Origin of the sequence: Streptomyces sp. NPDC006551, from assembly GCF_040611675.1 — a bacterium.
Taxonomy (GTDB): domain Bacteria; phylum Actinomycetota; class Actinomycetes; order Streptomycetales; family Streptomycetaceae; genus Streptomyces.
Window position 1 is genome coordinate 39,383 of sequence record NZ_JBEXOT010000040.1, and the last position, 26,837, is coordinate 66,219.

General features: G+C 72.0%; 24 protein-coding genes. 3 read left to right on the plus strand and 21 right to left on the minus strand.

Going from position 1 to position 26,837, the window contains the following annotated elements; genetic code table 11:
* The first annotated feature begins 331 nt into the window (after nucleotides 1–331).
* Nucleotides 332–1,327 carry a GDSL-type esterase/lipase family protein gene (locus ABZY12_RS27505; RefSeq protein ID WP_356894877.1) on the plus strand — a complete coding sequence of 332 codons (996 nt, stop codon included), beginning with the start codon at nucleotides 332–334 and terminating at the stop codon, nucleotides 1,325–1,327.
* 83 nt (nucleotides 1,328–1,410) lie between these two features.
* Here ABZY12_RS27505 and ABZY12_RS27510 read toward each other — a convergent pair whose 3' ends face one another.
* The 7 genes from ABZY12_RS27510 to fmt form a co-directional block, all read right to left on the minus strand.
* Nucleotides 1,411–2,853 carry a GuaB1 family IMP dehydrogenase-related protein gene (locus tag ABZY12_RS27510; RefSeq protein WP_356894879.1) on the minus strand — a complete coding sequence of 481 codons (1,443 nt, stop codon included), beginning with the start codon at nucleotides 2,851–2,853 and terminating at the stop codon, nucleotides 1,411–1,413.
* 104 nt (nucleotides 2,854–2,957) lie between these two features.
* The gene (locus ABZY12_RS27515) at nucleotides 2,958–3,290 is read right to left on the minus strand and encodes a barstar family protein (protein ID WP_356894881.1); all 333 of its coding nucleotides are present in this window, start codon (nucleotides 3,288–3,290) and stop codon (nucleotides 2,958–2,960) included.
* The gene (locus ABZY12_RS27520; protein ID WP_356894883.1) at nucleotides 3,277–3,678 is read right to left on the minus strand and encodes a ribonuclease domain-containing protein; all 402 of its coding nucleotides are present in this window, start codon (nucleotides 3,676–3,678) and stop codon (nucleotides 3,277–3,279) included. Before ABZY12_RS27520 ends, ABZY12_RS27515 begins: the two co-directional genes overlap by 14 nt.
* A gap of 109 nt (nucleotides 3,679–3,787) precedes the next feature.
* Nucleotides 3,788–4,777 (minus strand): sugar-binding domain-containing protein, encoded by a 990-nt coding sequence (locus tag ABZY12_RS27525; protein WP_356894921.1) that lies wholly within the window; start codon nucleotides 4,775–4,777, stop codon nucleotides 3,788–3,790.
* A 182-nt stretch (nucleotides 4,778–4,959) separates the two neighbouring features.
* Nucleotides 4,960–5,643, minus strand: a complete 684-nt coding sequence (gene rpe, locus ABZY12_RS27530; RefSeq protein WP_356894885.1) for a ribulose-phosphate 3-epimerase — start codon at nucleotides 5,641–5,643, stop codon at nucleotides 4,960–4,962.
* Nucleotides 5,644–5,814: 171 nt separating this feature from the next.
* Nucleotides 5,815–7,257, minus strand: a complete 1,443-nt coding sequence (locus tag ABZY12_RS27535; RefSeq protein WP_356894887.1) for a transcription antitermination factor NusB — start codon at nucleotides 7,255–7,257, stop codon at nucleotides 5,815–5,817.
* A 102-nt stretch (nucleotides 7,258–7,359) separates the two neighbouring features.
* The gene (gene fmt / locus ABZY12_RS27540; protein WP_356894889.1) at nucleotides 7,360–8,292 is read right to left on the minus strand and encodes a methionyl-tRNA formyltransferase; all 933 of its coding nucleotides are present in this window, start codon (nucleotides 8,290–8,292) and stop codon (nucleotides 7,360–7,362) included.
* A gap of 317 nt (nucleotides 8,293–8,609) precedes the next feature.
* Here fmt and ABZY12_RS27545 point away from each other — a divergent pair, with 317 nt between their 5' ends.
* Nucleotides 8,610–9,128, plus strand: coding sequence for a hypothetical protein (locus tag ABZY12_RS27545; protein ID WP_356894891.1), 519 nt, complete (start codon nucleotides 8,610–8,612; stop codon nucleotides 9,126–9,128).
* A 256-nt stretch (nucleotides 9,129–9,384) separates the two neighbouring features.
* On the opposite strand, the gene ABZY12_RS27550 is transcribed toward ABZY12_RS27545, so the two are convergent.
* The 14 genes from ABZY12_RS27550 to pyrR form a co-directional block, all read right to left on the minus strand.
* The gene (locus tag ABZY12_RS27550) at nucleotides 9,385–11,538 is read right to left on the minus strand and encodes a primosomal protein N' (protein ID WP_356894893.1); all 2,154 of its coding nucleotides are present in this window, start codon (nucleotides 11,536–11,538) and stop codon (nucleotides 9,385–9,387) included.
* Between the two features lie 102 nt (nucleotides 11,539–11,640).
* Nucleotides 11,641–12,849 carry a methionine adenosyltransferase gene (metK, locus tag ABZY12_RS27555; RefSeq protein ID WP_356894895.1) on the minus strand — a complete coding sequence of 403 codons (1,209 nt, stop codon included), beginning with the start codon at nucleotides 12,847–12,849 and terminating at the stop codon, nucleotides 11,641–11,643.
* 262 nt (nucleotides 12,850–13,111) lie between these two features.
* Nucleotides 13,112–14,326: a bifunctional phosphopantothenoylcysteine decarboxylase/phosphopantothenate--cysteine ligase CoaBC gene (gene coaBC / locus ABZY12_RS27560; protein WP_356894897.1), complete on the minus strand. Its 1,215-nt coding sequence runs from the start codon at nucleotides 14,324–14,326 to the stop codon at nucleotides 13,112–13,114.
* A gap of 105 nt (nucleotides 14,327–14,431) precedes the next feature.
* Nucleotides 14,432–14,704 (minus strand): DNA-directed RNA polymerase subunit omega, encoded by a 273-nt coding sequence (gene rpoZ, locus ABZY12_RS27565; RefSeq protein ID WP_005319902.1) that lies wholly within the window; start codon nucleotides 14,702–14,704, stop codon nucleotides 14,432–14,434.
* Nucleotides 14,705–14,774: 70 nt separating this feature from the next.
* Nucleotides 14,775–15,338 (minus strand): guanylate kinase, encoded by a 564-nt coding sequence (gmk, locus tag ABZY12_RS27570; RefSeq protein WP_356894899.1) that lies wholly within the window; start codon nucleotides 15,336–15,338, stop codon nucleotides 14,775–14,777.
* A gap of 49 nt (nucleotides 15,339–15,387) precedes the next feature.
* Entirely contained in the window at nucleotides 15,388–15,711 is a 324-nt protein-coding gene (locus ABZY12_RS27575; RefSeq protein WP_026246651.1) for an integration host factor, read from the minus strand.
* Between the two features lie 263 nt (nucleotides 15,712–15,974).
* Nucleotides 15,975–16,832, minus strand: coding sequence for an orotidine-5'-phosphate decarboxylase (gene pyrF / locus ABZY12_RS27580; RefSeq protein ID WP_356894901.1), 858 nt, complete (start codon nucleotides 16,830–16,832; stop codon nucleotides 15,975–15,977).
* Nucleotides 16,829–17,938 carry a quinone-dependent dihydroorotate dehydrogenase gene (locus ABZY12_RS27585; protein WP_356894903.1) on the minus strand — a complete coding sequence of 370 codons (1,110 nt, stop codon included), beginning with the start codon at nucleotides 17,936–17,938 and terminating at the stop codon, nucleotides 16,829–16,831. The genes pyrF and ABZY12_RS27585 overlap by 4 nt, the downstream gene beginning before the upstream one ends.
* A gap of 56 nt (nucleotides 17,939–17,994) precedes the next feature.
* On the minus strand, nucleotides 17,995–21,303 hold the full coding sequence (carB, locus tag ABZY12_RS27590; RefSeq protein ID WP_356894905.1) for a carbamoyl-phosphate synthase large subunit: 3,309 nt from the start codon (nucleotides 21,301–21,303) through the stop codon (nucleotides 17,995–17,997).
* Entirely contained in the window at nucleotides 21,296–22,435 is a 1,140-nt protein-coding gene (carA, locus tag ABZY12_RS27595) for a glutamine-hydrolyzing carbamoyl-phosphate synthase small subunit (protein ID WP_356894907.1), read from the minus strand. The genes carB and carA overlap by 8 nt, the downstream gene beginning before the upstream one ends.
* A complete protein-coding gene (locus ABZY12_RS27600; RefSeq protein ID WP_356894909.1) occupies nucleotides 22,432–23,010 on the minus strand; it encodes a hypothetical protein in 579 nt (192 codons plus the stop codon). The genes carA and ABZY12_RS27600 overlap by 4 nt, the downstream gene beginning before the upstream one ends.
* Nucleotides 23,007–24,293, minus strand: a complete 1,287-nt coding sequence (locus tag ABZY12_RS27605) for a dihydroorotase (RefSeq protein WP_356894911.1) — start codon at nucleotides 24,291–24,293, stop codon at nucleotides 23,007–23,009. The genes ABZY12_RS27600 and ABZY12_RS27605 overlap by 4 nt, the downstream gene beginning before the upstream one ends.
* 4 nt (nucleotides 24,294–24,297) lie before the next feature.
* Nucleotides 24,298–25,275, minus strand: coding sequence for an aspartate carbamoyltransferase catalytic subunit (locus ABZY12_RS27610; protein ID WP_356894913.1), 978 nt, complete (start codon nucleotides 25,273–25,275; stop codon nucleotides 24,298–24,300).
* A 95-nt stretch (nucleotides 25,276–25,370) separates the two neighbouring features.
* Complete coding sequence (gene pyrR / locus ABZY12_RS27615) at nucleotides 25,371–25,934, minus strand: bifunctional pyr operon transcriptional regulator/uracil phosphoribosyltransferase PyrR (RefSeq protein WP_356894915.1); 564 nt, start codon at nucleotides 25,932–25,934, stop codon at nucleotides 25,371–25,373.
* A gap of 247 nt (nucleotides 25,935–26,181) precedes the next feature.
* Between pyrR and bldD the strand changes: the two genes are divergently transcribed.
* Complete coding sequence (bldD, locus tag ABZY12_RS27620) at nucleotides 26,182–26,682, plus strand: transcriptional regulator BldD (protein ID WP_030214967.1); 501 nt, start codon at nucleotides 26,182–26,184, stop codon at nucleotides 26,680–26,682.
* The last annotated feature ends 155 nt before the right edge of the window (nucleotides 26,683–26,837 follow it).

Sequence of the window (26,837 nt, forward strand, 5' to 3'; positions counted from 1 at the left end):
ATCGCTGCCTGTCGAAATCGGGACGACCGCGGCGGTACGCGAGCAGAGCGAGGGAGCCCGCGAGGGAAGGGGAACCGCCGAGCAGGCGGTCGCCGCCACTCCTGGTACGAGGCACGAGCCTAAGCCTTCACGCTTCGCGTCCGTAATGCAGGGTTGTTGCGCACTTGTGAATGATCCTTGCGCTCTCAGGGCGCAGGCGGGGAAACATTGCGCCCCACCGCATGAATCGACACGTCGAGGTGTGAAGCACCCCTGATGCGCGCATGGACTTCTCATGCCGGAAGACCCACTCTGCGAGCCCTCAGCCCCGTCCCGAGCGGAGGAGACACCGGTGCCCTGGCTCGACCCGGAACCCTTTCTGCGCGGTACGGCGTGGCTCGACGGGGGACGTGCGGTGCGCGCCGACCCCGCCGACCTCGACCGGCTGCCCTGGGACATCGCCGAGCGGGCGGCCCTGCCGATCGGGGTGCGGATCGAGTTCACGGCCACGCCGGGCACGCGGGCGGTCGACCTGCGCTACCGGGCGGCCCTGCCCGGGTCCCTGCCGCACTGCTTCGCCCTGTGGCAGGGCGGACGGTGTGTGAGCGAGGTCATGACGGACCCGGCCGAGGAGGCGACGGTCCGCCTGCCCCTGCCGCCGGGCGGCGGCTCGTTCGCCGTCCACCCGCCCGACAGCCGGGGGCCGGTCGTCCTGGGCCTGCGGGCGCTCGACGGCGCGCTGTCGCCCGCCCCGCGGCGCCCGCGCTGGCTGGTGCACGGCGACTCGATCACCGAGGGCTGGTGGTCGACCCGGCCGGCCCACTCCTGGCCGGCGACGGCGGGACGGATGCTCGGCCTGGACACGGTCAACCTCGGGTTCGCGGGCGGGGCGCGCGGCGAGCTGTCCCTCGCGGAGCAGCTCGCGACCCTGCCGGGCGAGCTCGTCACCCTGGCCTTCGGCACCAACTGCTGGGGAGCCGTACCGAGTTCGGCCCCGCTCCTCTACGAGACGACGCGGGCGTTCGTCACTCTGGTGCGCCGAGGGCACCCGGACACCCCGCTGCTGGTCCTCTCCCCCGTTCTGCGCCCCGCGGCGGAGACCACGCCCAACGCGCTGGGTGCCACGCTGGCGGAGCTCCGTACCGCGATGGAGGAGGCGGTCCGCGACCTCGTCTCGGCCGGAGACTCCCGGCTGGCTCTCCTGAGCGGGCTCCCGCTGCTCGCCCCGGAGGATCTCGCCGACGGCCTCCACCCCGACGACCGCGGCCACGCCCGGCTGGCGACGGCCGTGGCGGCGGCGCTGCGGGAGGCCGGCTTCGTGGGCCGGTCCGCCGGTCGGATCGCCTGACGCCGTCCCCGGTCTCCGCACCCGTACGCGAACGGCGAGGGCCCCCGGGACACGTGTCCCGGGGGCCCTCGGAGCTACGGGGCTCAGCTCCAGCTGGCGTGCAGCGGCTTGCCCTCGGCGTAACCGGCGGCGCTCTGGATGCCGACGACCGCCTTCTCCTCGAACTCGGCGAGCGAGCCCGCTCCGGCGTAGGTGCAGGAGGAGCGGACGCCCGCGATGATCGAGTCGATCAGGTCCTCGACGCCCGGGCGGGCCGGGTCGATGAACATCCGGGAGGTGGAGATGCCCTCCTCGAACAGCGCCTTGCGGGCACGGTCGTAGGCCGACTCCTCGCTCGTACGGTTGCGCACGGCGCGGGCGGAGGCCATGCCGAAGGACTCCTTGTAGAACCGGCCCTCGGCGTCCTGGTGGAGGTCGCCCGGGGACTCGTACGTCCCGGCGAACCAGGAACCGATCATCACGTTGGAGGCACCGGCGGCGAGCGCCATGGCGACGTCACGGGGGTGACGGACACCGCCGTCGGCCCAGACGTGCTTGCCGTACTTCTTCGCCTCGGCGGCGCACTCCAGGACGGCGGAGAACTGCGGGCGGCCCACACCGGTCATCATGCGGGTGGTGCACATCGCGCCGGGGCCGACACCGACCTTGATGATGTCCGCGCCCGCCTCGACGAGGTCGCGGACGCCCTCGGCGGCGACGATGTTGCCGGCGACGATCGGGACGTGCGGGTCGAGACCGCGGACGGCCTTGATCGCGGTGATCATCGACTCCTGGTGGCCGTGCGCGGTGTCGACGACGAGGGTGTCCACACCGGCGTCGAGGAGCTGCTTGGCCTTGCCCGCCACATCGCCGTTGATACCGACGGCGGCGGCGATGCGCAGCTTGCCGTCGGCGTCGGTGGCCGGGGTGTACAGGGTCGCGCGCAGCGCGCCCTTGCGGGTGAGGATGCCGGCCAGGCGTCCGTCCTTGTCGACGGCCGGGGCGTAGCGGCGGTTGGCGTGGTCGAGCGTGTTGAACGCGTCGCGCGGCTCGATGTCGGCGTCGAGGAGCAGCAGGTCCTTCGACATGACCTCGGACAGCTGCGTGAAGCGGTCCACTCCGGACAGGTCCGCGTCGGTGACGACACCGACCGGGCGGCCGTCCTCGTCGACGACGACACCGGCGTCGTGCGCCCGCTTGGGCAGCAGCGACAGGGCGTCCGCGACGGTCTGGTGCGGGGCCAGGACGATGGGGGTGTCGAGGACGTGGTGGCGGCTCTTGACCCAGGAGATGACGTCGGTGACGACCTCGATCGGAATGTCCTGGGGGATGACGACGAGCCCGCCGCGGCGGGCGACGGTCTCGGCCATGCGGCGGCCGGCGATCGCGGTCATGTTGGCGACGACCAGCGGGATCGTCGTGCCGGTACCGTCCGGCGAGGTGAGGTCCACGGCCTGGCGGGAACCGACGGCCGAGCGGCTCGGCACCATGAACACATCGTCGTACGTCAGGTCGTACGGCGGCTTGACGTCATTGAGGAAACGCACGTGCTGAATCCCAGTCGATCGGAGTGGCCCCTAGGCATTTCAGCCAGGGGAAAAAGCACGTAGTTCATTGTCCCACGCCGGTACGGATACCAGACCCGGGCGATTCATCCGAGGCTCGCGGCATCGCTCTTGTCGGATCCTCCGAGCGCGAGGAGGACTGCGAGGCCCGTGGGGCTCGTGTCGACCGCCGCGGCGAAGACCTCCTGGGCGGTCTCCCACTCCCGAGGGCGGGCCTCGGCATAGTCCTGCCAGCCGGTGACGACCACGGCGAGGGGTTCGGGGAGATCGGAGAGGCAGTCGGCGAGGGCGTCCCAGTTCCGTCCGAACCAGCCGGGCAGCCGGAGGGCGGTCGCGCAGCGGTCCATGAAGGCGGCTTTGTCGACGACCCCGCGCAGATCGAGGACGAGGGCGTCGGGGAGCGCGTCAGCGGGCTTCATCGGGCACGACCTCCCGGAAGGTCTCGTAGTGGTCGTCGGTGTAGTAGACCTCGCCGCCCCGCCCGGTGACGAGGCGCCGGGCGCCGCGGTCGCGTTCGCCGGGGGTCGGGACGGTGTACTCGAGGTAGTAGCCGCGCGGGTGCCGCGGCAGGATCCGTTCGAAGTTGGAGAAGGTCGCGCCGTCCTTCTCGTACGGGAAGGGCCCGCCGCGCTCGACGAGGTCGAGGGTGTCGCGCGCCTCGGGGGGCAGGTCGGCGACGCGGACGGCGGGAAGTCCGGAGGAGCCGGTGGGGGCGGGGTCGCCGCCGCTCGCGGCGGGCGAGCACCCGACGAGCACCCCGAGGCAGAGGAACAGCGCGAGAAGCCCGCGCGGGGGCCGGAGCAGCATGGCCCGAATCTACGGGTCGGCGGCCGGCGCCGCAGCGTGGGACTTGCGCCGAGGCCCGGCCCCTCGGGCTAGGGCCCGGCGCCACGGCGACAGCGCGTGGACTGCCGGGTCAGACGCCGTCCGGGTCCGCGCGGTCCAGGGCAGGGCGGGGGCCGGGGGCCGCCTCGGTGAGGAGGTAGTCCGCCGCGGCGCGGTCCGTCACCAGGCTGGTGACGAGACCCGACCGCAGGACAGCGCCGATCGCCGCCGCCTTGCGCTGCCCGCCGGCGATGGCCACGACCTCGGGGATCCGGCGCAGCCGGTCGGCCTCGACCGTGATGCAGCGCTCGCCCAGGTCGCGCCCGACCCGGCGGCCCTCGGCGTCGAAGAGGTGCGCGGACATCTCGGCGGCGACGCCGAGGGAGGCGTAGTGGGCCCGCTCCTCGTCCGTGAGCATGTCGTGCACGGTGGAGATGCCCGGCTCCCAGGAGCCGATGGACACACAGGCGACGGTGACCTTGTCGAAGTAGTCGAAGGCGCGGGCGATCCCGGTCTGGTTGCGCAGCGCGGCCGCCGTGGCCGGGTCCGGGAGGAGCATCGGTGCGTAGATGGGGTGCGCCTCGCCGCCGGAGACCTGGGCGGCACGCCGTACCGCCTCCACCGAGCCGCGCTCCGCGGTCCCGGCGTCGTACACCCCGGTGAGCTGGACGACCGTGCACGGCGGCAGCCGGTCGAGCGCCGCGGCCATGTGGATGGTCGAGCGGCCCCAGGCGAGGCCCAGGACGTCGCCCTCGGTGACCAGTTCACCGAGCAGATCGGCCGCGACCTCGCCGAGGTTCTCCGGATCGGGCGATTCGTCCTCGCCCTCCGCCGGGGACTCGACGACGACGGCGTGGCGGAGCCCGAAGCGGGCGCGGAGCGCGTCGGAGCGCTCGGCGTCCAGCTCGGCGGGTACGCGGATCTCGATGCGTACGAGGTCGCGTTCGAGGGCGGTCTCCAGGACCCGGGCCACCTTGAAGCGGCTCACGCCGAACTCCTCGGCGATCTGGATCTTGGACTTGCCCTCGAGGTAGAAGCGGCGGGCCATGGCCGCCGCCTGCACCAGCTCCGCGGGTCCCATCCGCAGGGCTGACCGTCCCGCCGAGATACCCGCCACCGCGATCTCCTCACTGCTGCTGTTCACGTACCGCTGCTCACGTCACTGCTGTTCACACTCTGGACTCGCGGTTCATCCTGTCAGATCCGACGGTCCTTGATCAGTCCTGTCGGCCCCTCGTCGGGCCGCGTTCATCTCCCGGAGGCTCAGTGGCCACACGCCCACGCCGCGTTCGCGGTCGCGGCGTCGGCCTTGGCCCGCAGGGCGCGCACTGCCTCGGCCGGGTCGTTCGCGCCGTAGACGGCCGAGCCGGCCACGAAGACGTCGGCTCCGGCCTCGGCGCAGCGCTCGATCGTGGACTCCGCGACACCGCCGTCGACCTGGAGCCACAGCTCCAGGCCGTGCTTGGAGATCAGCTCACGGGTGCGCCGGATCTTGGGCAGCATGATGTCGAGGAAGGCCTGGCCGCCGAAGCCGGGCTCGACCGTCATGATCAGCAGCATGTCGAGCTCGGGGAGCAGGTCCTCGTAGGGCTCGATGGGCGTCGCCGGCTTCAGCGCCATCGACGCCCGCGCGCCCTTGGCCCGGATCTCGCGCGCCAGCCGCACGGGCGCGGCCGCCGCCTCCACGTGGAAGGTGACGGAGCCCGCGCCGGCCTCCACGTACTGCGGGGCCCAGCGGTCGGGGTCCTCGATCATCAGATGGCAGTCCAGCGGTGTCTCCGTGGCCCGGCTGAGGGACTCGACGATCGGCACGCCGAGGGTCAGGTTGGGCACGAAGTGGTTGTCCATCACGTCGACGTGGAGCCAGTCGGCACCGTCGACGGCCTTCGCCTCCTCGGCGAGGCGGGCGAAGTCTGCGGACAGGATGCTGGGATTGATCTGCGCCATGTGCCAAGCCTGCCATGTTCTTGGGCACTTCTTTGCCGCGGACCGGTTTCGGACCGGGTTCGGTCCGACATCGGTCCGACTTCGGCACGGATCGCGGCCTCCGAGACCGCCACAGGCCAGGCATACCCGGCTTTTCGCCGCACGGAGACCGCCTTCGGAGGCGCGCCTCCGTCAGGCCGTGCGGCGCAGAAGCGCCAGATACATCGCGTCGGTGCCGTGGAGGTGCGGCCAGAGCTGGACGTCCGGGCCGTCGCCGAGGGCGGGGACGTCCGGCATGAGGGGGCGGGCGTCGATCCATTCGGCTTCGACGGCCGGGCCGCCCCGTCCCTTGAGGACGTCCTCGACGACGACGCGGGTCTCGGCGAGGTGCGGCGAGCAGGTCGCGTAGCCGACCACGCCGCCGACGCGGACGGCCTGCAGCGCCTCGCGCAGCAGCCCGCGCTGGAGCGGGGCGAAGCCGTCGAGGTCGTCCGGGCGGCGGCGCCAGCGGGCCTCGGGGCGGCGGCGCAGGGCGCCGAGACCCGAGCAGGGCACGTCCATCAGGACGCGGTCGAAGGATCCGGGACGCCACGGCGGGCGGGTGCCGTCGGCGGCGATGACCTGGTACGGACCGGGATTTCCGGCCAGCGCGCGCTCGACCAGTCGGGCGCGGTGCGGCTGCTTCTCGGAGGCGAGCAGCGCGGCGCCGCGCTCCGCCGCGAGGGCGCCGAGCAGCGCGGCCTTGCCGCCGGGCCCGGCGCACCCGTCGAGCCAGCGCTCGTCGCGGCCCTCCAGGGGCGCCTGGGCGAGCGCGATCGCGACCAGCTGGCTGCCCTCGTCCTGGACGCCCGCCCGTCCCTCGCGGACCGCCTCGATGGCGCCGGGCTCGCCGCCCTCGGCCAGCCGTACGGCATACGGCGACCAGCGGCCCGGGAGTACCGAGTCCTCGCCGAGGACCTCGACCAGCTCCCGGGCCGTGGACCGGCCCGGCCGGGCCACCAGCGTGACCTCGGGCCGCTCGTTGTCCGCCTCCAGCAGGTCCTCGATGCCGGCCCTCCCGCCGCCGAGCGCGTCCCACAGTGCGGAGACCACCCAGCGGGGGTGCGAGTGGACGACCGCGAGATGTTCCTCGGCGTCCTTCTCGTACGGCGGGGCGACCCGCTCCACCCAGGTGTCGAAGTCGTCCTGCGAGATCTTCCGCAGAACGGCGTTCACGAACTTGGCCCGGCCGTCCCCGAGCACGATCCGCGCCAGTTCCACGGTCGCCGAGACGGCCGCGTGGGTGGGGATGCGCGTACCGAGCAGCTGATGCGCCCCGAGCAGGATCACGTCGAGGACCGGCGGGTCGACCTCGCGCAGCGGCCGGTCGATGCACGCGGCGACGATCGCGTCGTACGTCCCCTGCCGCCGCAGCGTCCCGTACACCAGCTCGGTCGCGAGCGCCGCGTCCCTGGCCTCGAACTTCTCCGGCCCCTCCTTCTCCCGCGCCTTCTTCAGGAGCGGCGGCAGCACGAGGTTCGCGTAGGCGTCGCGCTCGTCGACGGCCCTGAGCGCCTCGAAGGCCAGGATCCGGACGGGATCCTTCTTGGGGCGCCGGTACGGCTTGGGGGGACGGCGACGTGCCTGCTCGCTCAAAAGGTGCTCCGCTGACGAAGTGAGAGGGTCCAACCCCCTCAGCCTACGTCCGCTCCGCCGGCCCTCCGACCCGCCTCCCGTCACCGCCCTCGGCCGACGCCGCTACGCGCCGACCCCTTCTCCCGGGGCGATCCGCACACCGCGCGCCCAGTCGGCGGCCTTCATCGGCTTCTTGCCCTGGGGCTGGACCCAGAGCAGTTCCACGGCGTACGAGCCGGTGCCGACGAACACGTTGTTCTTGCCGACCGCGAGTTCGCCGGGGGCCAGGTCGGTGCGGTCCGGGACCGGGAGCGCCTGGATCAGCTTGAGACGCTCGCCGCGGAAGACGGTCCAGGCGCCGGGGGCCGGGGTGCAGGCGCGCACCACGCGGTCCACGCGGAGCGCGGGAGCGGTGAAGTCCACGTGCGCGTCCTCGACCTGGATCTTGGGCGCGAGGGTGACGCCCTCTGCGGGCTGCGGGACGGCCTTCAGGGTGCCGTCCTCGATGCCGTCCATCGTCGCCGCGAGCAGCCCGGCGCCCGCGAAGGCGAGCCGGGTGAGCAGATCGCCGCTGGTGTCGGTCGGCCGCACGTCCTCGGTGATGACGCCGTAGACGGGGCCGGAATCGAGCCCCTCCTCGATCTGGAAGGTCGACGCGCCCGTCACCTCGTCCCCCGCCATCACCGCGTGCTGGACGGGCGCGGCGCCGCGCCAGGCGGGAAGCAGCGAGAAGTGCAGGTTGACCCAGCCGTGGGCCGGGATGTCCAGGGCGACGCGGGGCAGGAGGGCGCCGTAGGCGACCACCGGGCAGCAGTCCGGGGCGATCTCGCGCAGCCGTGCGAGGAACTCCTCGTCCCGTGGCTTCGCCGGCTTGAGCACCTCGATACCGGCCTCCTCCGCGCGCTGGGCGACCGGGCTGGCGACCAGGCGCCGGCCACGGCCCGCGGGGGCGTCCGGGCGGGTGACGACGGCGGCCACCTCGTGCCGCCCGGAGGCGAGCAGGGCGTCCAGGGCGGGTACGGCGACCTCGGGGGTGCCTGCGAAGACCAACTTCACTCGGAAAAACCTCGCATCTTCAGTGTGGTCCCCTGCCCACGGGTGTCCGCCGGGGGCCCGGGGGTTGCTCCCCGGGACAGCACGGCATCGGGGGGCTGACTGCCCGTCTCTCGGGGCTGTCGGCGGGCAGCGCACCAGTCTAGGGGCCGGGGCGGGAAGGGGGCGTACGTGAGGACGAGCGCCCCGCGCATATGCGTGTACGCCCCCGCAGCGTGACCCAAGCACGGGTGGCGCGTTGGTCAAGAGAGATTGACCGAAACGGGCCGACCCTTCGTCGTGGCCCGCCCCTATTCCACGCCGGTTCGAGAGGCTTTCACATGGCCGACCACGCAACCCACGACGCCCAAGCCCGGGCAAGTCTGCATCTGTTGGTGCGGGACATCGAGCGGGTCCGGCGGCAGGTGGACGCACTGCGCACGCTCACGGCCCAGTTGGGCAATGTCTACCGCCCGCGTCGCTCCGGCCCGTCGACGGGCTTCGTCGTCTACGGACGGGCGCCCGCCCCGACCGTCCGGCTCGCCCAGGAGCTGCGGGACAGCGTCGAGACACTGGTGACGGCGGCGGTCGACTTCGACCGCTCGCTCGGCTTCTCGTGGGACGCGGTGGGCTCGGCGCTCGGGGTCACGAAGCAGGCCGTCCACCGCCGCTACGGCGCCCGCCGCGCGCCCCAGCAGGCCGGCGTCGTGGAACAGGACCGCGCGCCGGAGCCGGGCGCGACCCGGACGATCCCGGTGGTCCCGTCGGCCCGCACGATGCCCCCGCAGCCCACGCCCGCCACCCAGTCCCTCCGCGAGGAGCCCCGCCCGTCGGCCCTCCCGGGCCCGCGCAACGGCTGACGCTCCCTGCTCCTCCGGCCGCCCAGCCCCGCCAAGGGGTCGGGCGGCCGAGCCGCGTCCTGGGAGTGGGGAGCGGACCGGCCGAGCCGCGTCCGGCGACGTCGGGACAGGTCCGACCGAGCCGCGTCCGGGGCGTACGGACCGGTCCGGCCGAGGGACTGGGCGGCCGAACCGCGTTCGGGCCGCAGGATCCGGACCGGCCGAGGAGCCGCGCGGCCGAGCCGCTCCGCCGCGCAGCGTCCGCACCGGTCGCGGTTCAGCCGATGTCCGGTGGGTCCACCCGTACCCGCACGGGGTCGCTGCCGCCCCGGGCCAGACGGGCCGCCTGCGCCTTCTTCAACGCGGCCGCGAGCGCCGCGCCGTTGCCCGGCGGGACGCGGATCAGCGCGCGTTCCCACTGCTCCCCCGGCGGCGTGTCGCCCGGACGGCGTGGGCCGCCCGGACGGACGACCGGCAGGGCCACCGGGCCCAGGATCTCGGCGTCGCCTGGCAGTTCGGCGGCCGCCAGGAACGCCTGTACGGCCTCCGGCGGCCCCGAGACCGCCGCCATCCGTGACACCGGCGGAAAGCCCAGCTCCGCCCGCTCCGCCAGCTCCCGCTGGGCGTGGCCCACCGGGTCCCATCGCACGAGCGCCTGCACCGGCCGCAGCGTCGGCTCGGCCACCACGACGACAACACCACCCGTCCCGGCCTCCCCCTGCCCCCGCACGAGCGAGGCGGCGTCGATCCACCGCCGCAGGGCCTCCTCGCCCGCGCGCAGGTCGGGCCGGCCGAGCATCGCCCAGCCGTCCAGGAGCAGCGCGGCCGCGTACCCGCCGTCCGCGACGGGCTCGGCTCCGGGCGTCGACACGACGAGCGCGGGCCGCCCCGGCACCCGGTCCAGGACGTGGTCACGGCCCGATGTGCGGACCGGCACGGCGGGGAACGCCCGGCCGAGCTCCTCCGCCGTCCGCCGCGCTCCCACCACCTGGGCGCGCAGCCGGGTCGAACCACACTCCACACAGTGCCAGTCGGCGGCGCCACGGCCGCACCAGCCGCATGTCAACTCCCGCTGTTCGGGCGCCTCCAGAGGCCCGGCGCAGTGCCGGCAGCGGGCCGGGGTCCGGCACCGCTCGCACGCCAGCCTCGGCACATAGCCCCGGCGCGGGACCTGGACGAGGACCGGACCGGTCTTCAGCCCCTCCCGTACCGTCTGCCAGGCCAGCGAGGGCAGGCGGGCGGCGCGCGCGGCCTCGTCGCGGGCCAGGTCGGTGTCGCCCACGGTCCGTACGAGCGGGGCCGCCGCCCTGACCTGGTCCCGGCGGGCCAGCAGCGGCTGGGCCCAGCCGGACTCCACGAGCTGGGCGGCCTCGACCGTGCAGCTCGTACTCCCCAGGAGGAAGCCGCACCGGTCGTGGGCGGCGCGCAGCAGCAGCACGTCGCGCGCGTGGGGCTGGGGGGCGTGCGGCTCGCTGTGGCTGCCGTCGCCGTCGTCCCAGATGACCACCAGGCCCAGGTCCCGTACCGGAGCGAACATCGCGGCCCGTGTGCCCACGACCGCCCGCACCGAGCCCCGCCGTACCGCGAGCCACTGGGCGTACCGCTTCTCCGGGCCGGTCTCCGCCGTCAGCACCGCGTGCCGTCCCTCGCCGAGCACCCGGCCCAGCGCCTCGTCGACCCGGCTCGCCGCCCGCCCGTCGGGCACGACGACGAGGGCCCCGCGCCCGGAGGCCAGCGTGGCGCCCACGGCCCGGGCCAGCTCGTCCGCCCAGTGCGGCCCCGGCAGCGCGTTCCAGACCGCGCGTGGCGCCCCGCCCCGTGCGAGGGACTCCAGGAACGCCGGTCCCCGTTCGTACCGCCCCCAGCTGCCCGGCTCCGGCGACTCCGGCGGCGGCAGGGGCTCCGGCGACGCCTTGCCCTCCGCCCGGGCGCTGCGCGGCGGGACCGCCAGCTGCAGGACGTCGGCCAGGCTCCCGGCGTACCGGTCGGCCACCGCCCGGGCGAGCCCGAGCAGCTCGGCGCTCAGGACCGGCTCGGGCGACACCACATCGGCGAGCGCGGCCAGCGCTCCTTTGTAGTCCGACTCGGCCCGCCGCTCGACGAGGAACCCGTCGATCAGCCGCCCGCCCTCACGCCGCCCGTCGCGCACCTGGTGCGCCCCGGCCCCGAACCGCACCCGCACGCGCACGCCCGGCTGCGCCACGGCGTCCAGCTCCTCGGGCACGGCGTAGTCGAAGAACTGGTCGAGGTGCAGCACTCCCTTGTTGACCACCACCCGCGCCACGGGCAGCTCCCTGGCCAGCGCGGCGCCCCGCCAGGTCCGCGGCTTGGCCCGCGGCACCTTGGCCTTCCGCACGGTCTCCCGGATGAGCGCGAGCTGCTCGGGCGGCTCACCGGCCGCCCCCTCGGGCTTCTCGTTCTCGCTGCTCACAGCCACATACCTACCAGACCGCACTGACAGCCGGACATGCGGAAGCCCGGCCCCCCGAGGGGTGCCGGGCTTCCGTGCGGTGCGTGGCCGTAAGGCCGTCGCTCAGAGACCCGCGGCCTTGCGCAGGGCCTCCACGCGGTCCGTGCGCTCCCAGGTGAAGTCGGGGAGCTCGCGGCCGAAGTGGCCGTAGGCCGCCGTCTGGGAGTAGATCGGGCGCAGCAGGTCGAGGTCGCGGATGATCGCGGCCGGGCGGAGGTCGAAGACCTCGCCGATGGCGTGCTCGATCTTCTCGGTCTCGATCGTGTGGGTGCCGAAGGTCTCGACGAAGAGGCCGACGGGCTCCGCCTTGCCGATGGCGTAGGCGACCTGGACCTCGCAGCGCGAGGCGAGGCCGGCGGCCACGACGTTCTTGGCGACCCAGCGCATGGCGTAGGCGGCCGAGCGGTCGACCTTGGACGGGTCCTTGCCGGAGAAGGCACCGCCGCCGTGGCGGGCCATGCCGCCGTAGGTGTCGATGATGATCTTGCGGCCGGTGAGGCCGGCGTCGCCCATCGGGCCGCCGATCTCGAAGCGTCCGGTCGGGTTGACCAGGAGGCGGTAGCCGTCGGTGTCCAGCTTGATGCCGTCGTCCAGGAGCTGCTTGAGGACGTGCTCGACGACGAACTCGCGGATGTCGGGCGCGAGCAGCGACTCGAGGTCGATGTCCGAGGCGTGCTGCGAGGAGACCACGACCGTGTCGAGGCGGACGGCCTTGTCGCCGTCGTACTCGATGGTGACCTGGGTCTTGCCGTCGGGGCGCAGGTACGGGATGGTCCCGTTCTTGCGGACCTCGGTCAGGCGCCGGGAGAGCCGGTGCGCGACGTGGATCGGGAGCGGCATCAGCTCGGGGGTCTCGTCCGAGGCGTAGCCGAACATCAGGCCCTGGTCGCCGGCGCCCTGCTTGTCCAGCTCGTCCTCGTCGCCCTCGACGCGCTTCTCGTACGCCGTGTCGACGCCCTGCGCGATGTCCGGGGACTGCGACCCGATGGAGACCGAGACGCCGCAGGAGGCGCCGTCGAAGCCCTTCTTCGAGGAGTCGTACCCGATCTCGAGGATCTTGTTCCGCACCAGGGTGGGGATGTCGGCCCACGCCTTCGTGGTCACCTCGCCGGCGACGTGTACGAGACCGGTGGTGATCAGCGTCTCGACGGCGACGCGGGAGGTGGGGTCCTCCCGGAGGAGCGCGTCGAGAATGGTGTCGCTGATCTGGTCAGCGATCTTGTCGGGGTGACCCTCGGTCACGGACTCCGAGGTGAACAGACGACGGGACACAACGCTCCCTGTGGTTGCAGCGGCTGCTGGCTCAATGCATGTGCGGACCGGCAGGGGGCTGCGCCCCGCGACGTTCCGCGACCAGTCTATCGGTCATGGTCCCGCATGGGACCGGGTGTCTCGCAAGGTGGGAGCCGGATCATACGTGAAAGCGGCCTCCAACCAGCGGGAACACCGCTCCGTTGCGCCCGAGTGGCCCGGTTTGCGGAGTTTCGCTCCGCCATCGCGGTGATGTCCGGGCGAAGCGGAGATTTCCGGAATTCTACCCGGACACGGACCGCAGTCGCGGGGCGACGAGGTCCCAGACCGTCTCGGCGAGGGCTTCCTTCGGCCCGTACGGTACGGGCGTCTCGGCGCCGTCCGCAGCGAGCACCACGGCCTCGTTCTCCTCGGAACCGAAGGTCTTGCGCTCCCCCACCTCGTTGACCACGAGCAGGTCGCAGCCCTTGCGCCGCAGCTTCTCCCGGCCGTTGGCGAGGACGTCGTCGGTCTCGGCGGCGAATCCGACGACGACCTGCCCGGGCACGGCCCGCTCGGCCGAGATCTCCGCGAGGATGTCGGGGTTGCGGACGAGCTCGACGGTCGGGGCGCCACCGTCGTCCGCCTTCTTGATCTTGCCGGGGGCGTAGACCGCCGGGCGGAAGTCGGCGACCGCGGCGGCCATCACGACCGCGTCGGCGTCGGCGGCCGCCTTCAGGACCGCCTCGCGCAGCTGGACGGCGGTGCCGACGTGCACGACGTCGACGCCCGCCGGATCGGGGATGCCGGTGTTGGCCTCGACGAGGGTGACCCGGGCACCACGGGCGGCGGCGGCCTTGGCGAGGGCGTAGCCCTGCTTGCCGGAGGAGCGGTTGCCCAGGTAGCGGACGGGGTCGAGGGGCTCGCGCGTGCCACCCGCGCTGACGACGACATGACGGCCGGCGAGGTCGGGCACGGCGGTGCCGCGGGCCAAGACCCTCCGGCAGACCTCGAAGATCTCGGCGGCCTCGGGCAGCCGCCCCTTGCCGGTGTCGACGCCGGTCAGCCGGCCGACGGCGGGTTCGATGACGACGGCGCCGCGCCGGCGCAGCGTGGCCACGTTCTCCTGGGTGGCGGGGTGCTCCCACATCTCGGTGTGCATCGCCGGGGCGAAGACGACCGGACAGCGGGCGGTGAGCAGCGTGTTCGTCAGCAGGTCGTCGGCGAGGCCGTGGGCGGCCTTGGCCAGCATGTCGGCGGTGGCGGGGGCCACGACGACGAGGTCGGCGGCCTGCCCGATCCGTACATGCGGGACCTCATGGACGGACTCCCACACCTCGGTGGAGACGGGGTGGCCGGAGAGCGCGGACCAGGTGGCCGCGCCGACGAAGTTCAGGGCGGAGTCGGTCGGGACGACCCGTACGTCATGACCGGACTCGGTCAGCCGCCGGAGCAGCTCGCACGCCTTGTAGGCGGCGATGCCGCCGCTCACCCCCAGAACGACCTTCGGCTTTGCCACTGCTGCTCCCCGCACTCGGATGCGTACGACTCCATGAGACACCACAGGCCCGGCGGATGTTCCGCCGGGCCTGTGGTGACGAGCGTCACGCGCTCGTGTGCATGCTTACTGCGCCGGGCCCTCGATGGCCTCGGAGGTCAGCAGACCCGCGTTGATCTCACGCAGGGCGATCGAGAGCGGCTTCTCGTGGACGTGGGTGTCCACCAGCGGACCGACGTACTCGAGCAGGCCCTCGCCGAGCTGCGAGTAGTACGCGTTGATCTGACGCGCGCGCTTGGCCGCGTAGATCACGAGGCTGTACTTCGAGTCGGTGGCCTCGAGCAGCTCGTCGATCGGCGGGTTGATGATGCCCTCGGGCGCGGTGATGGAAGAGGACACGCTCTAGCCTTCCGAAGAAACTTCTGGGTGAGCTGATCGGGATGATCAGATCCAGGTGATCAGAAATAGATCAGACAACGTTCATCAAGGCTAGCAGCTCACGCGCCACGTCCTCGACGGAGGTGTTGACCAGGGTGGTGTCGAACTCCGACTCGGCGGCCAGTTCGACCTTCGCCGCCTGGAGGCGACGCTCGATGACCTCGGGCGACTCGGTGCCGCGGCCGGTGAGCCGGCGGACCAGCTCCTCCCAGCTCGGCGGGGCCAGGAAGACCAGCTGGGAGTCGGGCATCGACTCCTTGACCTGCCGGGCGCCCTGGAGGTCGATCTCCAGGAGCACGGGCTCGCCCGCCTCCAGCCGGTCCAGGACCGCGCGCCGGGGCGTGCCGTAGCGGTTGCCCGCGAACTCGGCCCACTCGAGGAGCTCACCGTTGGCGACCAGCTTGTCGAATTCGTCGTCCGTGACGAAGAAGTACTGGACGCCGTGCTTCTCGCCGGGCCGCGGCTTTCGTGTCGTGGCCGACACCGAGAGCCAGACCTCGGGGTGGACCTTGCGCATATGAGCGACGACCGTGCTCTTGCCGACCCCTGAGGGGCCGGAGAGCACGGTCAGTCGCGGACGAACCTCTGCTGCCATGCAGCGATTATTCCAGCTTTACGGGCATGCCCGGGACGGCGGTCCCGGCTCAGGCGCCGGTGCTGCCGAACTCGCGCTCCAGGGAGGCGATCTGGTTGGAACCGAGACCGCGCACCCGACGACTCTCGGAGATGCCGAGTCGCTCCATGATCTGCTTGGCGCGGACCTTGCCCACGCCCGGCAGGGACTCGAGCAGGGCGGAGACCTTCATCTTCCCGATGACGTCGTTCTCCTGGCCCTGCTTGATGACCTCGTGGAGGGAGGCGCCGGAGTGCTTGAGTCGATTCTTGACCTCGGCCCGCTCCCGGCGAGCCGCGGCGGCCTTTTCGAGCGCGGCTGCGCGCTGTTCAGGGGTAAGGGGCGGAAGAGCCACGCCTACGTCACCTCGGATGTCGAACTGTCGGATACGGACCGGTGAGGAACCTAGTCGCCCCACACCAGTGGAGCAACGATCAACGCAAGCCTCCGTTGAACGCTGACTCTGCCCCGGAGACTAGCGGCCTATGCCTCTCCAGTCAGCGAGAACGGAGGAAAAGTCCTGGTCAGCATCGACCGACCAGGACTTTTCCGGCATATCGACCGGCTTTTCGGCCAACTTTCTGTCACCAGGTGAGACGGCTCCGACCTGCGGATTGGTCAGATCCGCGGTGCCGCGGCCACGGCCTCGCGGATTTCGTCCGCCCACCGCTCCGCCGAGGCCCGCAGCGCGGAGGCGTCCGGCCCGTGCCGCAGCACCGCCCGGCTGACGTTCGGGACGACGTTGCGGACCGCCGTGCCGAAGACGGCCGGGAGGTCGGCCGGCGTCGCGCCCTGGGCGCCGAGGCCGGGGGCGAGCAGGGGGCCGTTGATGTCGAGATCGAAGGAGGAGAGGTCGCCGAGGGTGGCGCCGACGACCGCGCCGAAGGAGCCCATCGGGGTCTCCCCCGCGTTCTCCTCGGCGAGGTGGGCCAGCATGGTCGCGCCGATCGTGCGGCCGGCCGGGTCGTCGGGGTGGACCGCGCGCTGGACCTCGGCGCCCTCCGGGTTGGAGGTGAGGGCCAGGACGAAGAGGCCGGCGCCGCTCTCCCGGGCCAGGTCGACGGCCGGCTTCAGCGAGCCGTAGCCCAGGTACGGGGAGACGGTCAGCGCGTCCGAGAAGAGCGGCGCGTCCTTGTGCAGGAAGGACTCGGCGTAGGCGGCCATGGTGGAGCCGATGTCTCCGCGCTTGGCGTCCATGACGACCAGGGTCCCGGCGGCGCGGGCGTCTGCCACGGTCCGTTCCAGGACCGCGATGCCCTTCGAGCCGAAGCGCTCGAAGAAGGCGGCCTGCGGCTTGAAGACGGCGACCTGGTCGGCCAGGGCCTCGACGACGGTACGGGAGAACCGCTCCAGGCCCGTGACGTCGTCGCTCAGGCCCCACGAGGCGAGCAGGGCGGCGTGCGGGTCGATTCCCACGCAGAGGGGGCCACGCTCGTCCATGGCGGTGCGCAGGCGGGTACCGAAGGAGAGAGTCACAGGGCGGCCTTTCGGGTGTCGGCGCCGACGGCTTCGGCGAGGGTGGCGTACGGCGAGGCCGCGAGGCGCGCGGCGAGGCCCTTGTGGATCGCTCGGGCGTAGAACGGGCCCTCGTAGATGAAGGCGCTGTACCCCTGGATCAGCGTGGCTCCGGCGAGGATCCGCTGCCAGGCGTCCTCGGCGTTCTCGATGCCGCCGACGCCCACCAGGACCAGGCGGTCGCCCACGCGCGCGTACAGGCGGCGCAGGACCTCCAGGGAGCGCTGCTTGACGGGCGCGCCGGACAGACCGCCGGTCTCCTTGATCAGCGCGGGGTCGGACTTCAGACCCAGGCCCTCGCGGGCGATGGTCGTGTTGGTGGCGATGATGCCGTCGAGACCCAGCTCCAGGGCGAGGTCCGCGACGGCGTCGATGTCGTCGTCGGCGAGATCGGGGGCGATCTTGACGAGGAGCGGGACCCGCCGGTCCGTGACCGTGCGGTCGGCCGCTTCCCGTACCGCCGTGAGCAGCGGGCGCAGGGACTCGGTGGCCTGGAGGTTGCGCAGGCCGGGGGTGTTGGGCGAGGAGACGTTCACGACCAGGTAGTCGGCGTGCGCGGCGAGGCGCTCGGTCGACTTCACGTAGTCGGCGGCGGCCTCGGCCTCCGGGACGATCTTCGTCTTGCCGATGTTGACGCCGACGACGGTCCGGAAGACCGGTACGCGCGCGTGGAGGCGGGCGGCGACGGCGGCGGAGCCGTCGTTGTTGAAGCCCATGCGGTTGATCAGGGCGCGGTCCGGGACCAGCCGGAAGAGCCGCTTCTTCGGGTTGCCGGGCTGGGCCTCGCCGGTGACGGTGCCGATCTCGACGTGGTCGAAGCCGAGCATCGACATGCCGTCGATGGCGACGGCGTTCTTGTCGAAGCCGGCGGCGAGGCCGAAGGGGCCGTGCATGCGCAGCCCGAGGGCCTCGGTGCGCAGCTCCTTGTGGCGGGGCGCGAGGACGGCGGCGACGAAGGTGCGCAGCACGGGAACGCGGGCGGTCAGGCGGATCCAGCGGAAGGCCAGGTGGTGGGCCTCCTCGGGATCCATGCGCTTGAAGACGAGGTGGAAGAAGAACTTGTACATGAGAGGTGTCCTCACCAAGAGGGGGACACCGTTTCCGGTGTCCCCCTTGTGGGCTGCTAGTCGCGGGCCGCGGTCAGGTGTTCCGCGTGTTCCTGGAGCGAGCGGACGCCCACACCGCCGTGGCCGAGCGCCTCGATGCCCTGGACGGCGGCGGCGAGCGCCTGCACCGTCGTCAGGCACGGGACGCCGCGGGCGACGGCCGCGGTGCGGATCTCGTAGCCGTCGAGACGGCCACCGGTGCCGTACGGGGTGTTGACGATGAGGTCGACCTCGCCCTCGTGGATGAGGCGGACGATGGTCTTCTCGCCGCCCGGGCCCTCGCCCTCGGACTGCTTGCGCACGACGGTGGCGTTGATGCCGTTGCGCTTGAGGACCTCGGCGGTGCCGGAGGTGGCGAGCAGCTCGAAGCCGTGCGCGACGAGCTCCCGGGCCGGGAAGATCATCGAGCGCTTGTCGCGGTTGGCGACGGAGATGAACGCGCGGCCCTTGGTGGGCAGCGGGCCGTAGGCGCCGGCCTGCGACTTGGCGTACGCCGTGCCGAAGACCGCGTCGATGCCCATGACCTCGCCGGTGGAGCGCATCTCCGGGCCGAGGACGGTGTCCACACCGCGGCCGTGGACGTCGCGGAAGCGCGACCACGGCATCACGGCCTCCTTGACGGAGATCGGCGCGTCGAGCGGCAGGGTGCCGCCGTCGCCGTTCTTCGGCAGCAGGCCCTCCTCGCGCAGTTCGGCGATGGTGGCGCCCAGCGAGATGCGGGCGGCGGCCTTCGCCAGCGGCACGGCGGTCGCCTTCGAGGTGAAGGGGACGGTCCGGGAGGCGCGCGGGTTGGCCTCCAGGACGTAGAGGATGTCGCCGGCCAGGGCGAACTGGATGTTGATCAGTCCGCGGACGCCGACGCCCTTGGCGATGCCCTCGGTGGAGGCGCGCAGCCGCTTGATGTCGAAGCCGCCCAAGGTGATCGGGGGCAGGGCGCAGGCCGAGTCGCCGGAGTGGATGCCGGCCTCCTCGATGTGCTCCATGACGCCGCCGAGGTAGAGCTCGGTGCCGTCGTACAGCGCGTCGACGTCGATCTCGATGGCGTCGTCGAGGAAGCGGTCGACCAGGACCGGCCGGGTGGGGCTGATCTCGGTGGACTCGGCGATGTACGTCTCGAGGCGGGCCTCGTCGTACACGATCTCCATGCCGCGGCCGCCGAGCACGTACGACGGGCGTACGAGGACGGGGTAGCCGATCTCGTCGGCGATGGCCTTGGCGCCCGCGAAGGTGGTGGCGGTGCCGTGCTTGGGGGCCGGCAGGCCCGCCTCGGCGAGCACGCGGCCGAAGGCGCCGCGGTCCTCGGCGGCGTGGATGGCCTCCGGGGAGGTGCCGACGACCGGCACGCCGTTGTCCTTGAGCGCCTGGGCGAGGCCCAGCGGGGTCTGGCCGCCGAGCTGGACCACGACGCCGGCGATGGGGCCGGCGAGCGACTCGGCGTGGACGATCTCCAGCACGTCCTCGAGCGTCAGCGGCTCGAAGTACAGGCGGTCGGAGGTGTCGTAGTCGGTCGAGACCGTCTCGGGGTTGCAGTTGACCATCACGGTCTCGTAGCCGGCGTCGCTGAGCGCGAAGGAGGCGTGGACACAGGAGTAGTCGAACTCGATGCCCTGGCCGATGCGGTTCGGACCGGAGCCCAGGATGATCACGGCGGGCTTCTCGCGCGGGGCGACCTCGCTCTCCTCGTCGTACGAGGAGTAGAAGTACGGGGTCTTGGCGGCGAACTCGGCGGCGCAGGTGTCGACGGTCTTGTAGACCGGCCGGACGCCGAGGGCGTGCCGGACCTCGCGGACGACATCCTCGCGCAGGCCGCGGAGCTCGGCGATCTGGACGTCGGAGAAGCCGTGGCGCTTGGCCTCGGCGAGCAGCTCGGGGTCGAGCCGCTCGGCGGCGGCCAGCTCGTCGGCGATCTCCTTGATGAGGAAGAGCTGGTCGACGAACCAGGGGTCGATCTTCGTGGCGTCGAAGATCTCCTCGGGGGTGGCGCCGGCGCGGATGGCCTGCATGACGGTGTTGATCCGGCCGTCGGTGGGGCGGACGGCGTCCCGCAGCAGCTCGTCCTTGTCGCCGGGCTCGCCGACGAAGGTGAACTGGCTGCCCTTCTTCTCCAGGGAGCGCAGGGCCTTCTGGAGCGCTTCGGTGAAGTTGCGGCCGATGGCCATGGCCTCGCCGACCGACTTCATGGTCGTGGTCAGCGTGGAGTCGGCGGAGGGGAACTTCTCGAACGCGAACCGTGGCGCCTTGACGACGACGTAGTCGAGCGTGGGCTCGAAGGACGCCGGGGTCTTCTCCGTGATGTCGTTAGGGATCTCGTCCAGCGTGTAACCGACGGCGAGACGGGCCGCGATCTTCGCGATGGGGAAGCCGGTCGCCTTGGAGGCGAGCGCGGAGGACCGCGACACACGCGGGTTCATCTCGATGACGATGATCCGGCCGTCGTCCGGGTTGACCGCGAACTGGATGTTGCAGCCGCCGGTGTCGACGCCGACCTCGCGGATGATCGCGATGCCGATGTCGCGCAGCCGCTGGTACTCGCGGTCGGTCAGGGTCATCGCCGGGGCGACGGTGATGGAGTCACCGGTGTGGACGCCCATCGGGTCGAAGTTCTCGATGGAGCAGACGACCACGACGTTGTCGTTCTTGTCGCGCATCAGCTCCAGCTCGTACTCCTTCCAGCCGAGGATGGACTCCTCCAGGAGCACCTCGGTGGTCGGCGAGAGGGTCAGACCCTGGCCGGCGATGCGGCGCAGCTCCTCCTCGTCGTGGGCGAAGCCGGAGCCGGCGCCGCCCATGGTGAAGGAGGGGCGGACGACGACGGGGTAACCGCCGAGCGTCTCGACGCCCTTGAGAACGTCGTCCATGGAGTGGCAGATGACCGAGCGGGCGGACTCGCCGTAACCGATCTTGGCCTTGACGGCCTCGACGACGCCCTTGAAGAGGTCGCGGTCCTCGCCCTTGTGGATGGCCTCGACGTTGGCGCCGATGAGCTCGACGCCGTACTTCTCCAGGACGCCCTGCTCGTGCATGGAGATCGCGGTGTTGAGCGCGGTCTGGCCGCCGAGGGTGGGCAGGAGGGCGTCGGGGCGCTCCTTGGCGATGATCTTCTCGACGAACTCGGGGGTGATCGGCTCGACGTAGGTGGCGTCGGCGATCTCCGGGTCGGTCATGATCGTGGCCGGGTTGGAGTTGACCAGGATCACCCGCAGGCCCTCGGCCTTGAGGATGCGGCAGGCCTGGGTGCCGGAGTAGTCGAACTCGGCGGCCTGGCCGATGACGATCGGGCCGGAGCCGATGACCAGGACGGACTGGATATCGGTGCGCTTAGGCACGCTCGGCCTCCATCAGGGATACGAAGCGGTCGAAGAGGTACGCGGCGTCGTGCGGGCCCGCGGCCGCCTCGGGGTGGTACTGGACGCTGAAGGCCGGCTGGTCGAGCAGCTGGAGGCCTTCGACGACCTGGTCGTTCAGGCAGACGTGGGAGACCTCGGCGCGCCCGTAGGGGGTGTCCGAGACCTTGTCGAGCGGAGCGTCGACGGCGAAGCCGTGGTTGTGCGCGGTGACCTCGACCTTGCCGGTCGTACGGTCCTGCACCGGCTGGTTGATGCCGCGGTGGCCGTACTTCAGCTTGTAGGTGCCGAAGCCGAGGGCGCGCCCGAGGATCTGGTTGCCGAAGCAGATGCCGAAGAGCGGGGTCTTGCGCTCCAGGACGCCCTGCATGACGGCGACGGGGCCGTCGGCGGTGGCCGGGTCGCCCGGGCCGTTGGAGAAGAACACGCCGTCGGGCTGGACGGCGTACACGTCCTCGACGGTGGCGGTGGCGGGCAGCACGTGCACCTCGATGCCGCGCTCGGCCATCCGGTGCGGGGTCATGCCCTTGATGCCGAGGTCGACGGCGGCGACGGTGAACTTCTTCTCGCCGATGGCGGGGACGACGTACGTCTCCTGGGTGGCGACCTCCGCGGCGAGGTTCGCGCCCTTCATCTGCGGGGCTTCCTGGACCTTCGCGAGGAGGACGGCGTCGTCCGTCACGGCGTCGCCGGAGAAGATGCCGACGCGCATGGCGCCGCGCTCGCGCAGGTGGCGGGTGAGAGCGCGGGTGTCGATGCCGGAGATGCCGACGACGCCCTGGTTCTCCAGCTCCTCGTCCAGCGAGCGCCGGGCGCGCCAGTTGGAGGAGACGCGGGCGGGGTCACGGACGACGTAGCCGGCGACCCAGATCCTCTTGGACTCGGGGTCCTCGTCGTTGACGCCGGTGTTGCCGACGTGCGGGGCCGTCATCACGACGACCTGGCGGTGGTACGACGGGTCGGTGAGGGTCTCCTGGTAGCCGGTCATGCCGGTGGAGAACACGGCCTCGCCGAAGGTCTCCCCCACGGCCCCGTAGGCGCGGCCGCGGAAGATGCGGCCGTCCTCCAGGACGAGTACGGCGGGAGCCTTGGCTCCCCTTGTGGAGGTCGTCATCGTGCGGTGCCTTCCGTCGTGCTTGCGTGATTCGTCGAGTTCATTGTGTTGATGGCCTCGACCCAGGCGGTGTGCTCGGCCGCGCGGTCGGAGCGGAAGCCGGAGTCGAGCAGCTTGTCGCCGTGCGCCCAGGTGACGATGAGCAGGCCGCCCTCGGCGAGGACCTTGCCTGCGATGCCCTTGTCGAGGCGGGCCTCGCGCAGGGCGTCGGCCGGGATGAGGAAGTCGTTCGCCCCGGGGCGTACGACCTCGATCCCCGCCTCGGTGAGCGTGAGCTCGGCGCGGCTGCGGGTGCCGAGTCCGTGGGCGACGATCCGGTCGAGCCACTGCCCGGCGGTGGTGGACCCGTGGTAGCGCCCGCTCAGAGTCAGTTTCGCCTCACCGGCGCGCTCCGGCATTCCCGGCAGCTCCGGCAGGTCGGACTGGAGGCTGCCCCGCCACTTCCACCCCTGGCGCATCAGCCAGTAGACGAAGGCGACGAAGAGGGCCAGGCCGACCACCCAGCCGATGCGTCCGGCCCAGTTGGTCACCTCCGCCGATTTCTCCCCGGCGGCCAGGATGATCAGAGATGTCACGCCAGCTTCCCGTCCACGAGCGTCGCCCGGCCCCGCAGGAAGGTGTGGGTGACGCGTCCCGGCAGCTCGCGACCCTCGTACGGGGTGTTGCGGCTGCGGGAGGCGAAGCCCGCGGGGTCCACGGCTCCACGGTATGCCGGATCGACCAGGGTCAGGTTGGCGGGCTCACCAGCCGAGACGGGGCGGCCGTGGCCCTTCGCCTGACCGATCCGAGCGGGCTTGACGGACATCCGGTCGGCGACGCCGGCCCAGTCGAGCAGTCCCGTCTCGACCATCGTCTGCTGGACGACGGAGAGCGCGGTCTCCAGGCCCACCATGCCCATGGCGGCCGCGGCCCACTCGCAGTCCTTGTCCTCGTGCGGGTGCGGGGCGTGGTCGGTGGCGACGATGTCGATCGTGCCGTCGGCCAGGGCCTCGCGCAGGGCGAGCACGTCGCGCTCGGTGCGCAGCGGCGGGTTGACCTTGTAGACCGGGTTGTAGGTGCGGACCAGCTCGTCGGTCAGGAGCAGGTGGTGCGGGGTGACCTCGGCGGTGACGTCGATGCCGCGGGACTTGGCCCAGCGGACGATCTCGACCGAGCCGGCCGTGGAGAGGTGGCAGATGTGGACGCGGGAGCCGACGTGCTCGGCGAGGAGGACGTCGCGCGCGATGATCGACTCCTCGGCGACGGCCGGCCAGCCGCCGAGGCCGAGCTCGGCGGAGACGACGCCCTCGTTCATCTGGGCGCCCTCGGTGAGGCGGGGCTCCTGGGCGTGCTGGGCGACGACGCCGCCGAAGGCCTTCACGTACTCCAGGGCGCGGCGCATGATCACGGCGTCGTCGACGCACTTGCCGTCGTCGGAGAAGACGGTGACGCCGGCGGCGGAGTCGTGCATGGCGCCGAGCTCGGCGAGCTTCTTGCCCTCCAGGCCGACGGTGACGGCGCCGATGGGCTGCACGTCGCAGTAGCCGGACTCCTTGCCGAGGCGGTAGACCTGCTCGACGACGCCGGCGGTGTCGGCGACGGGGAAGGTGTTGGCCATGGCGAAGACGGCCGTGTAGCCGCCGGAGGCGGCGGCCCGGGTGCCGGTGAGGACGGTCTCGGAGTCCTCACGGCCGGGCTCGCGCAGGTGGGTGTGGAGGTCGACGAGGCCGGGCAGCAGGATCTGGCCCTCCGCCTCGACGACGGTCGCGTCGCCGGCGTCGAGACCGGTGCCGACCTGTGCGATGGTCTCGCCGTCGATCAGGACGTCCGCCGCCTCGCCGCCGAGCACCTTCGCGCCGCGGATCAGGATCTTGCTCATGTTCTTACTTCTCCTCAGTGCGGGCGTGGGTGACGGCGGGCTCGTTGCCGCCCAGAAGCAGGTAGAGGACGGCCATCCGGATGGAGACGCCGTTGGCGACCTGCTCGACGACCGTGCAGCGGTCGGAGTCGGCGACCTCGGCGGTGATCTCCATGCCGCGGACCATGGGGCCGGGGTGCATCACGATGGCGTGCTCGGGCATCTTGGCCATCCGGTCGCCGTCCAGGCCGTACCGCCGCGAGTACTCGCGCTCGGTCGGGAAGAAGGCGGCGTTCATCCGCTCGCGCTGCACACGGAGCATCATCACCGCGTCGGACTTCGGCAGCACGCTGTCGAGGTCGTAGCTGACGTCGCAGGGCCATGCCTCGACGCCGACCGGTACGAGGGTGGGCGGGGCGACCAGGGTGACCTCGGCGCCGAGGGTGTGCAGCAGGTCGACGTTGGAGCGGGCGACCCGGCTGTGCAGGACGTCGCCGACGAGCGTGATGCGCTTGCCGGCGAGGTCCTGGCCGAGGCCCGCGTCACGGCCGACGAGGCGGCGGCGCATGGTGAAGGCGTCCAGCAGGGCCTGGGTGGGGTGCTGGTGGGTGCCGTCGCCGGCGTTGATGACGGGGGCGTCGATCCAGCCGGAGGTGGCGAGGCGGTAGGGGGCGCCGGAGGCGCTGTGCCGGATGACGACGGCGTCGACGCCCATGGCCTCCAGGGTCTGCGCGGTGTCCTTGAGGGACTCTCCCTTGGAGACGCTGGATCCCTTGGCCGCGAAGTTGATGACGTCGGCGGAGAGGCGCTTCTCGGCGGCCTCGAAGGAGATCCGGGTGCGGGTGGAGTCCTCGAAGAAGAGGTTGCAGATCGTGCGGCCGCGCAGCGCGGGCAGCTTCTTGATCGGCCGGTCGGCCACCCGGGCCATCTCCTCGGCGGTGTCGAGGATGAGGACGGCGTCGTCGCGGGTGAGGTCGGCGGCCGAGATGAGGTGACGCATCATCGGGGGTTCGCTCCGTGTGGTGGCGAGGGTGAGGGCGTGCGGGCACGCAGGGGTGTGCCCTGGACCCGTCGGGGTGCCGTTCCGGCTGGGTCCGGCTAGGCAGTGGGCTTGCCACCGAGCAGCACGGTGTCTCGACCGTCCTCCTCGGCGAGCTGGACCTTGACCGTCTCCCGCAGCGACGTGGGGAGGTTCTTGCCGACGTAGTCGGCGCGGATCGGGAGTTCGCGGTGGCCGCGGTCGACGAGGACCGCGAGCTGGACGGCGCGGGGGCGGCCGATGTCGCCGAGCGCGTCGAGCGCGGCGCGGATGGTGCGGCCGGAGAAGAGGACGTCGTCGACGAGGACGACCAGACGGCCGTCGATGCCGTCGCCGGGGATGTCGGTGCGGCCGATCGCCCGGGCGGGCTTCATCCGCAGGTCGTCCCGGTACATGGTGATGTCGAGGGAGCCGACCGGGATCGTGCGTCCGGTGATCTCCGCGAGCTTGTCGGCCAGCCGGCGGGCGAGGAAGACGCCACGCGTGGGAATGCCGAGGAGGACCACGTCGTCGGCGCCCTTGGCGCGTTCGACGATCTCGTGGGCGATGCGGGTCAGAACCCGCGCGATGTCGGGGCCCTCGAGAACGGGGCGCGCGGCATCGGTGTGCTGCTGTGTGTCCATATGAAAACGGACCTCCTTCTCCGCCTCACGGGACGGTTCTTAAAGGACGTCGGATTTGCGCCTTCGACTGTAGCAGGGGCGGGCGAGTGACCTGCTCACCCCCCTCCCGCCACTCCGGGCGCCGTCCCCCGGGAGTGGGCGGTATGGACCATTCGGCTTGACGGAGCCAAGTAACGCTGCGTAACCTCACAGTGAGTTACCAGCCACGCGGCGGAGCCGCACGTTGTCACAGCGTCCGGGGAGCTATATGTCCAGCGAATACGCAAAGCAGCTCGGGGCCAAGCTCCGTGCCATCCGCACCCAGCAGGGCCTTTCCCTCCACGGGGTGGAAGAAAAGTCCCAGGGCCGCTGGAAGGCCGTCGTGGTCGGCTCGTACGAGCGCGGCGACCGCGCGGTGACGGTGCAGCGCCTCGCCGAGCTGGCGGACTTCTACGGCGTCCCGGTGCAGGAGCTCCTGCCCGGTACGACCCCCGGCGGCGCCGCCGAGCCGCCGCCGAAGCTGGTCCTGGACCTGGAGCGCCTGGCCCACGTCCCGCAGGAGAAGGCCGGCCCGCTGCAGCGCTACGCCGCGACGATCCAGTCGCAGCGCGGTGACTACAACGGCAAGGTGCTGTCGATCCGCCAGGACGACCTCCGTACGCTGGCCGTGATCTACGACCAGTCGCCGTCGGTGCTGACCGAGCAGCTCATCAGCTGGGGCGTTCTGGACGCGGACGCGCGCCGCGCGGTCGCCCACGAGGACAGCTGATCCTCATCCGCTGAGAGCACAGCAGAAACGTTGCCGCCGGGGTGACGGAAGACCTGTGGGTCCCCCACCATGGCACGCATGACCCCTATCGGGCATCTCAAACTCAACCGCCCGAACCTGCCCAACCACCCTCACGGAATGGCAAAAGCCCCGGT

What these genes read in the sequence shown, in the direction of transcription:
- ABZY12_RS27520 (WP_356894883.1), bottom strand. Translation starts at nt 3,678, where the DNA reads ATGCTGCTCCGGCCCCCGCGCGGGCTTCTCGCGCTGTTCCTCTGCCTC.
- gmk (WP_356894899.1), bottom strand. Translation starts at nt 15,338, where the DNA reads ATGGCAGCAGAGGTTCGTCCGCGACTGACCGTGCTCTCCGGCCCCTCA.
- ABZY12_RS27525 (WP_356894921.1), bottom strand. Translation starts at nt 4,777, where the DNA reads ATGGGACCCGCGGAGCTGGTGCAGGCGGCGGCCATGGCCCGCCGCTTC.
- ABZY12_RS27515 (WP_356894881.1), bottom strand. Translation starts at nt 3,290, where the DNA reads ATGAAGCCCGCTGACGCGCTCCCCGACGCCCTCGTCCTCGATCTGCGC.
- ABZY12_RS27545 (WP_356894891.1), top strand. Translation starts at nt 8,610, where the DNA reads ATGGCCGACCACGCAACCCACGACGCCCAAGCCCGGGCAAGTCTGCAT.
- ABZY12_RS27585 (WP_356894903.1), bottom strand. Translation starts at nt 17,938, where the DNA reads ATGTACAAGTTCTTCTTCCACCTCGTCTTCAAGCGCATGGATCCCGAG.
- pyrR (WP_356894915.1), bottom strand. Translation starts at nt 25,934, where the DNA reads ATGGACACACAGCAGCACACCGATGCCGCGCGCCCCGTTCTCGAGGGC.
- ABZY12_RS27605 (WP_356894911.1), bottom strand. Translation starts at nt 24,293, where the DNA reads ATGAGCAAGATCCTGATCCGCGGCGCGAAGGTGCTCGGCGGCGAGGCG.
- carA (WP_356894907.1), bottom strand. Translation starts at nt 22,435, where the DNA reads ATGACGACCTCCACAAGGGGAGCCAAGGCTCCCGCCGTACTCGTCCTG.
- bldD (WP_030214967.1), top strand. Translation starts at nt 26,182, where the DNA reads ATGTCCAGCGAATACGCAAAGCAGCTCGGGGCCAAGCTCCGTGCCATC.
- ABZY12_RS27610 (WP_356894913.1), bottom strand. Translation starts at nt 25,275, where the DNA reads ATGATGCGTCACCTCATCTCGGCCGCCGACCTCACCCGCGACGACGCC.
- rpe (WP_356894885.1), bottom strand. Translation starts at nt 5,643, where the DNA reads ATGGCGCAGATCAATCCCAGCATCCTGTCCGCAGACTTCGCCCGCCTC.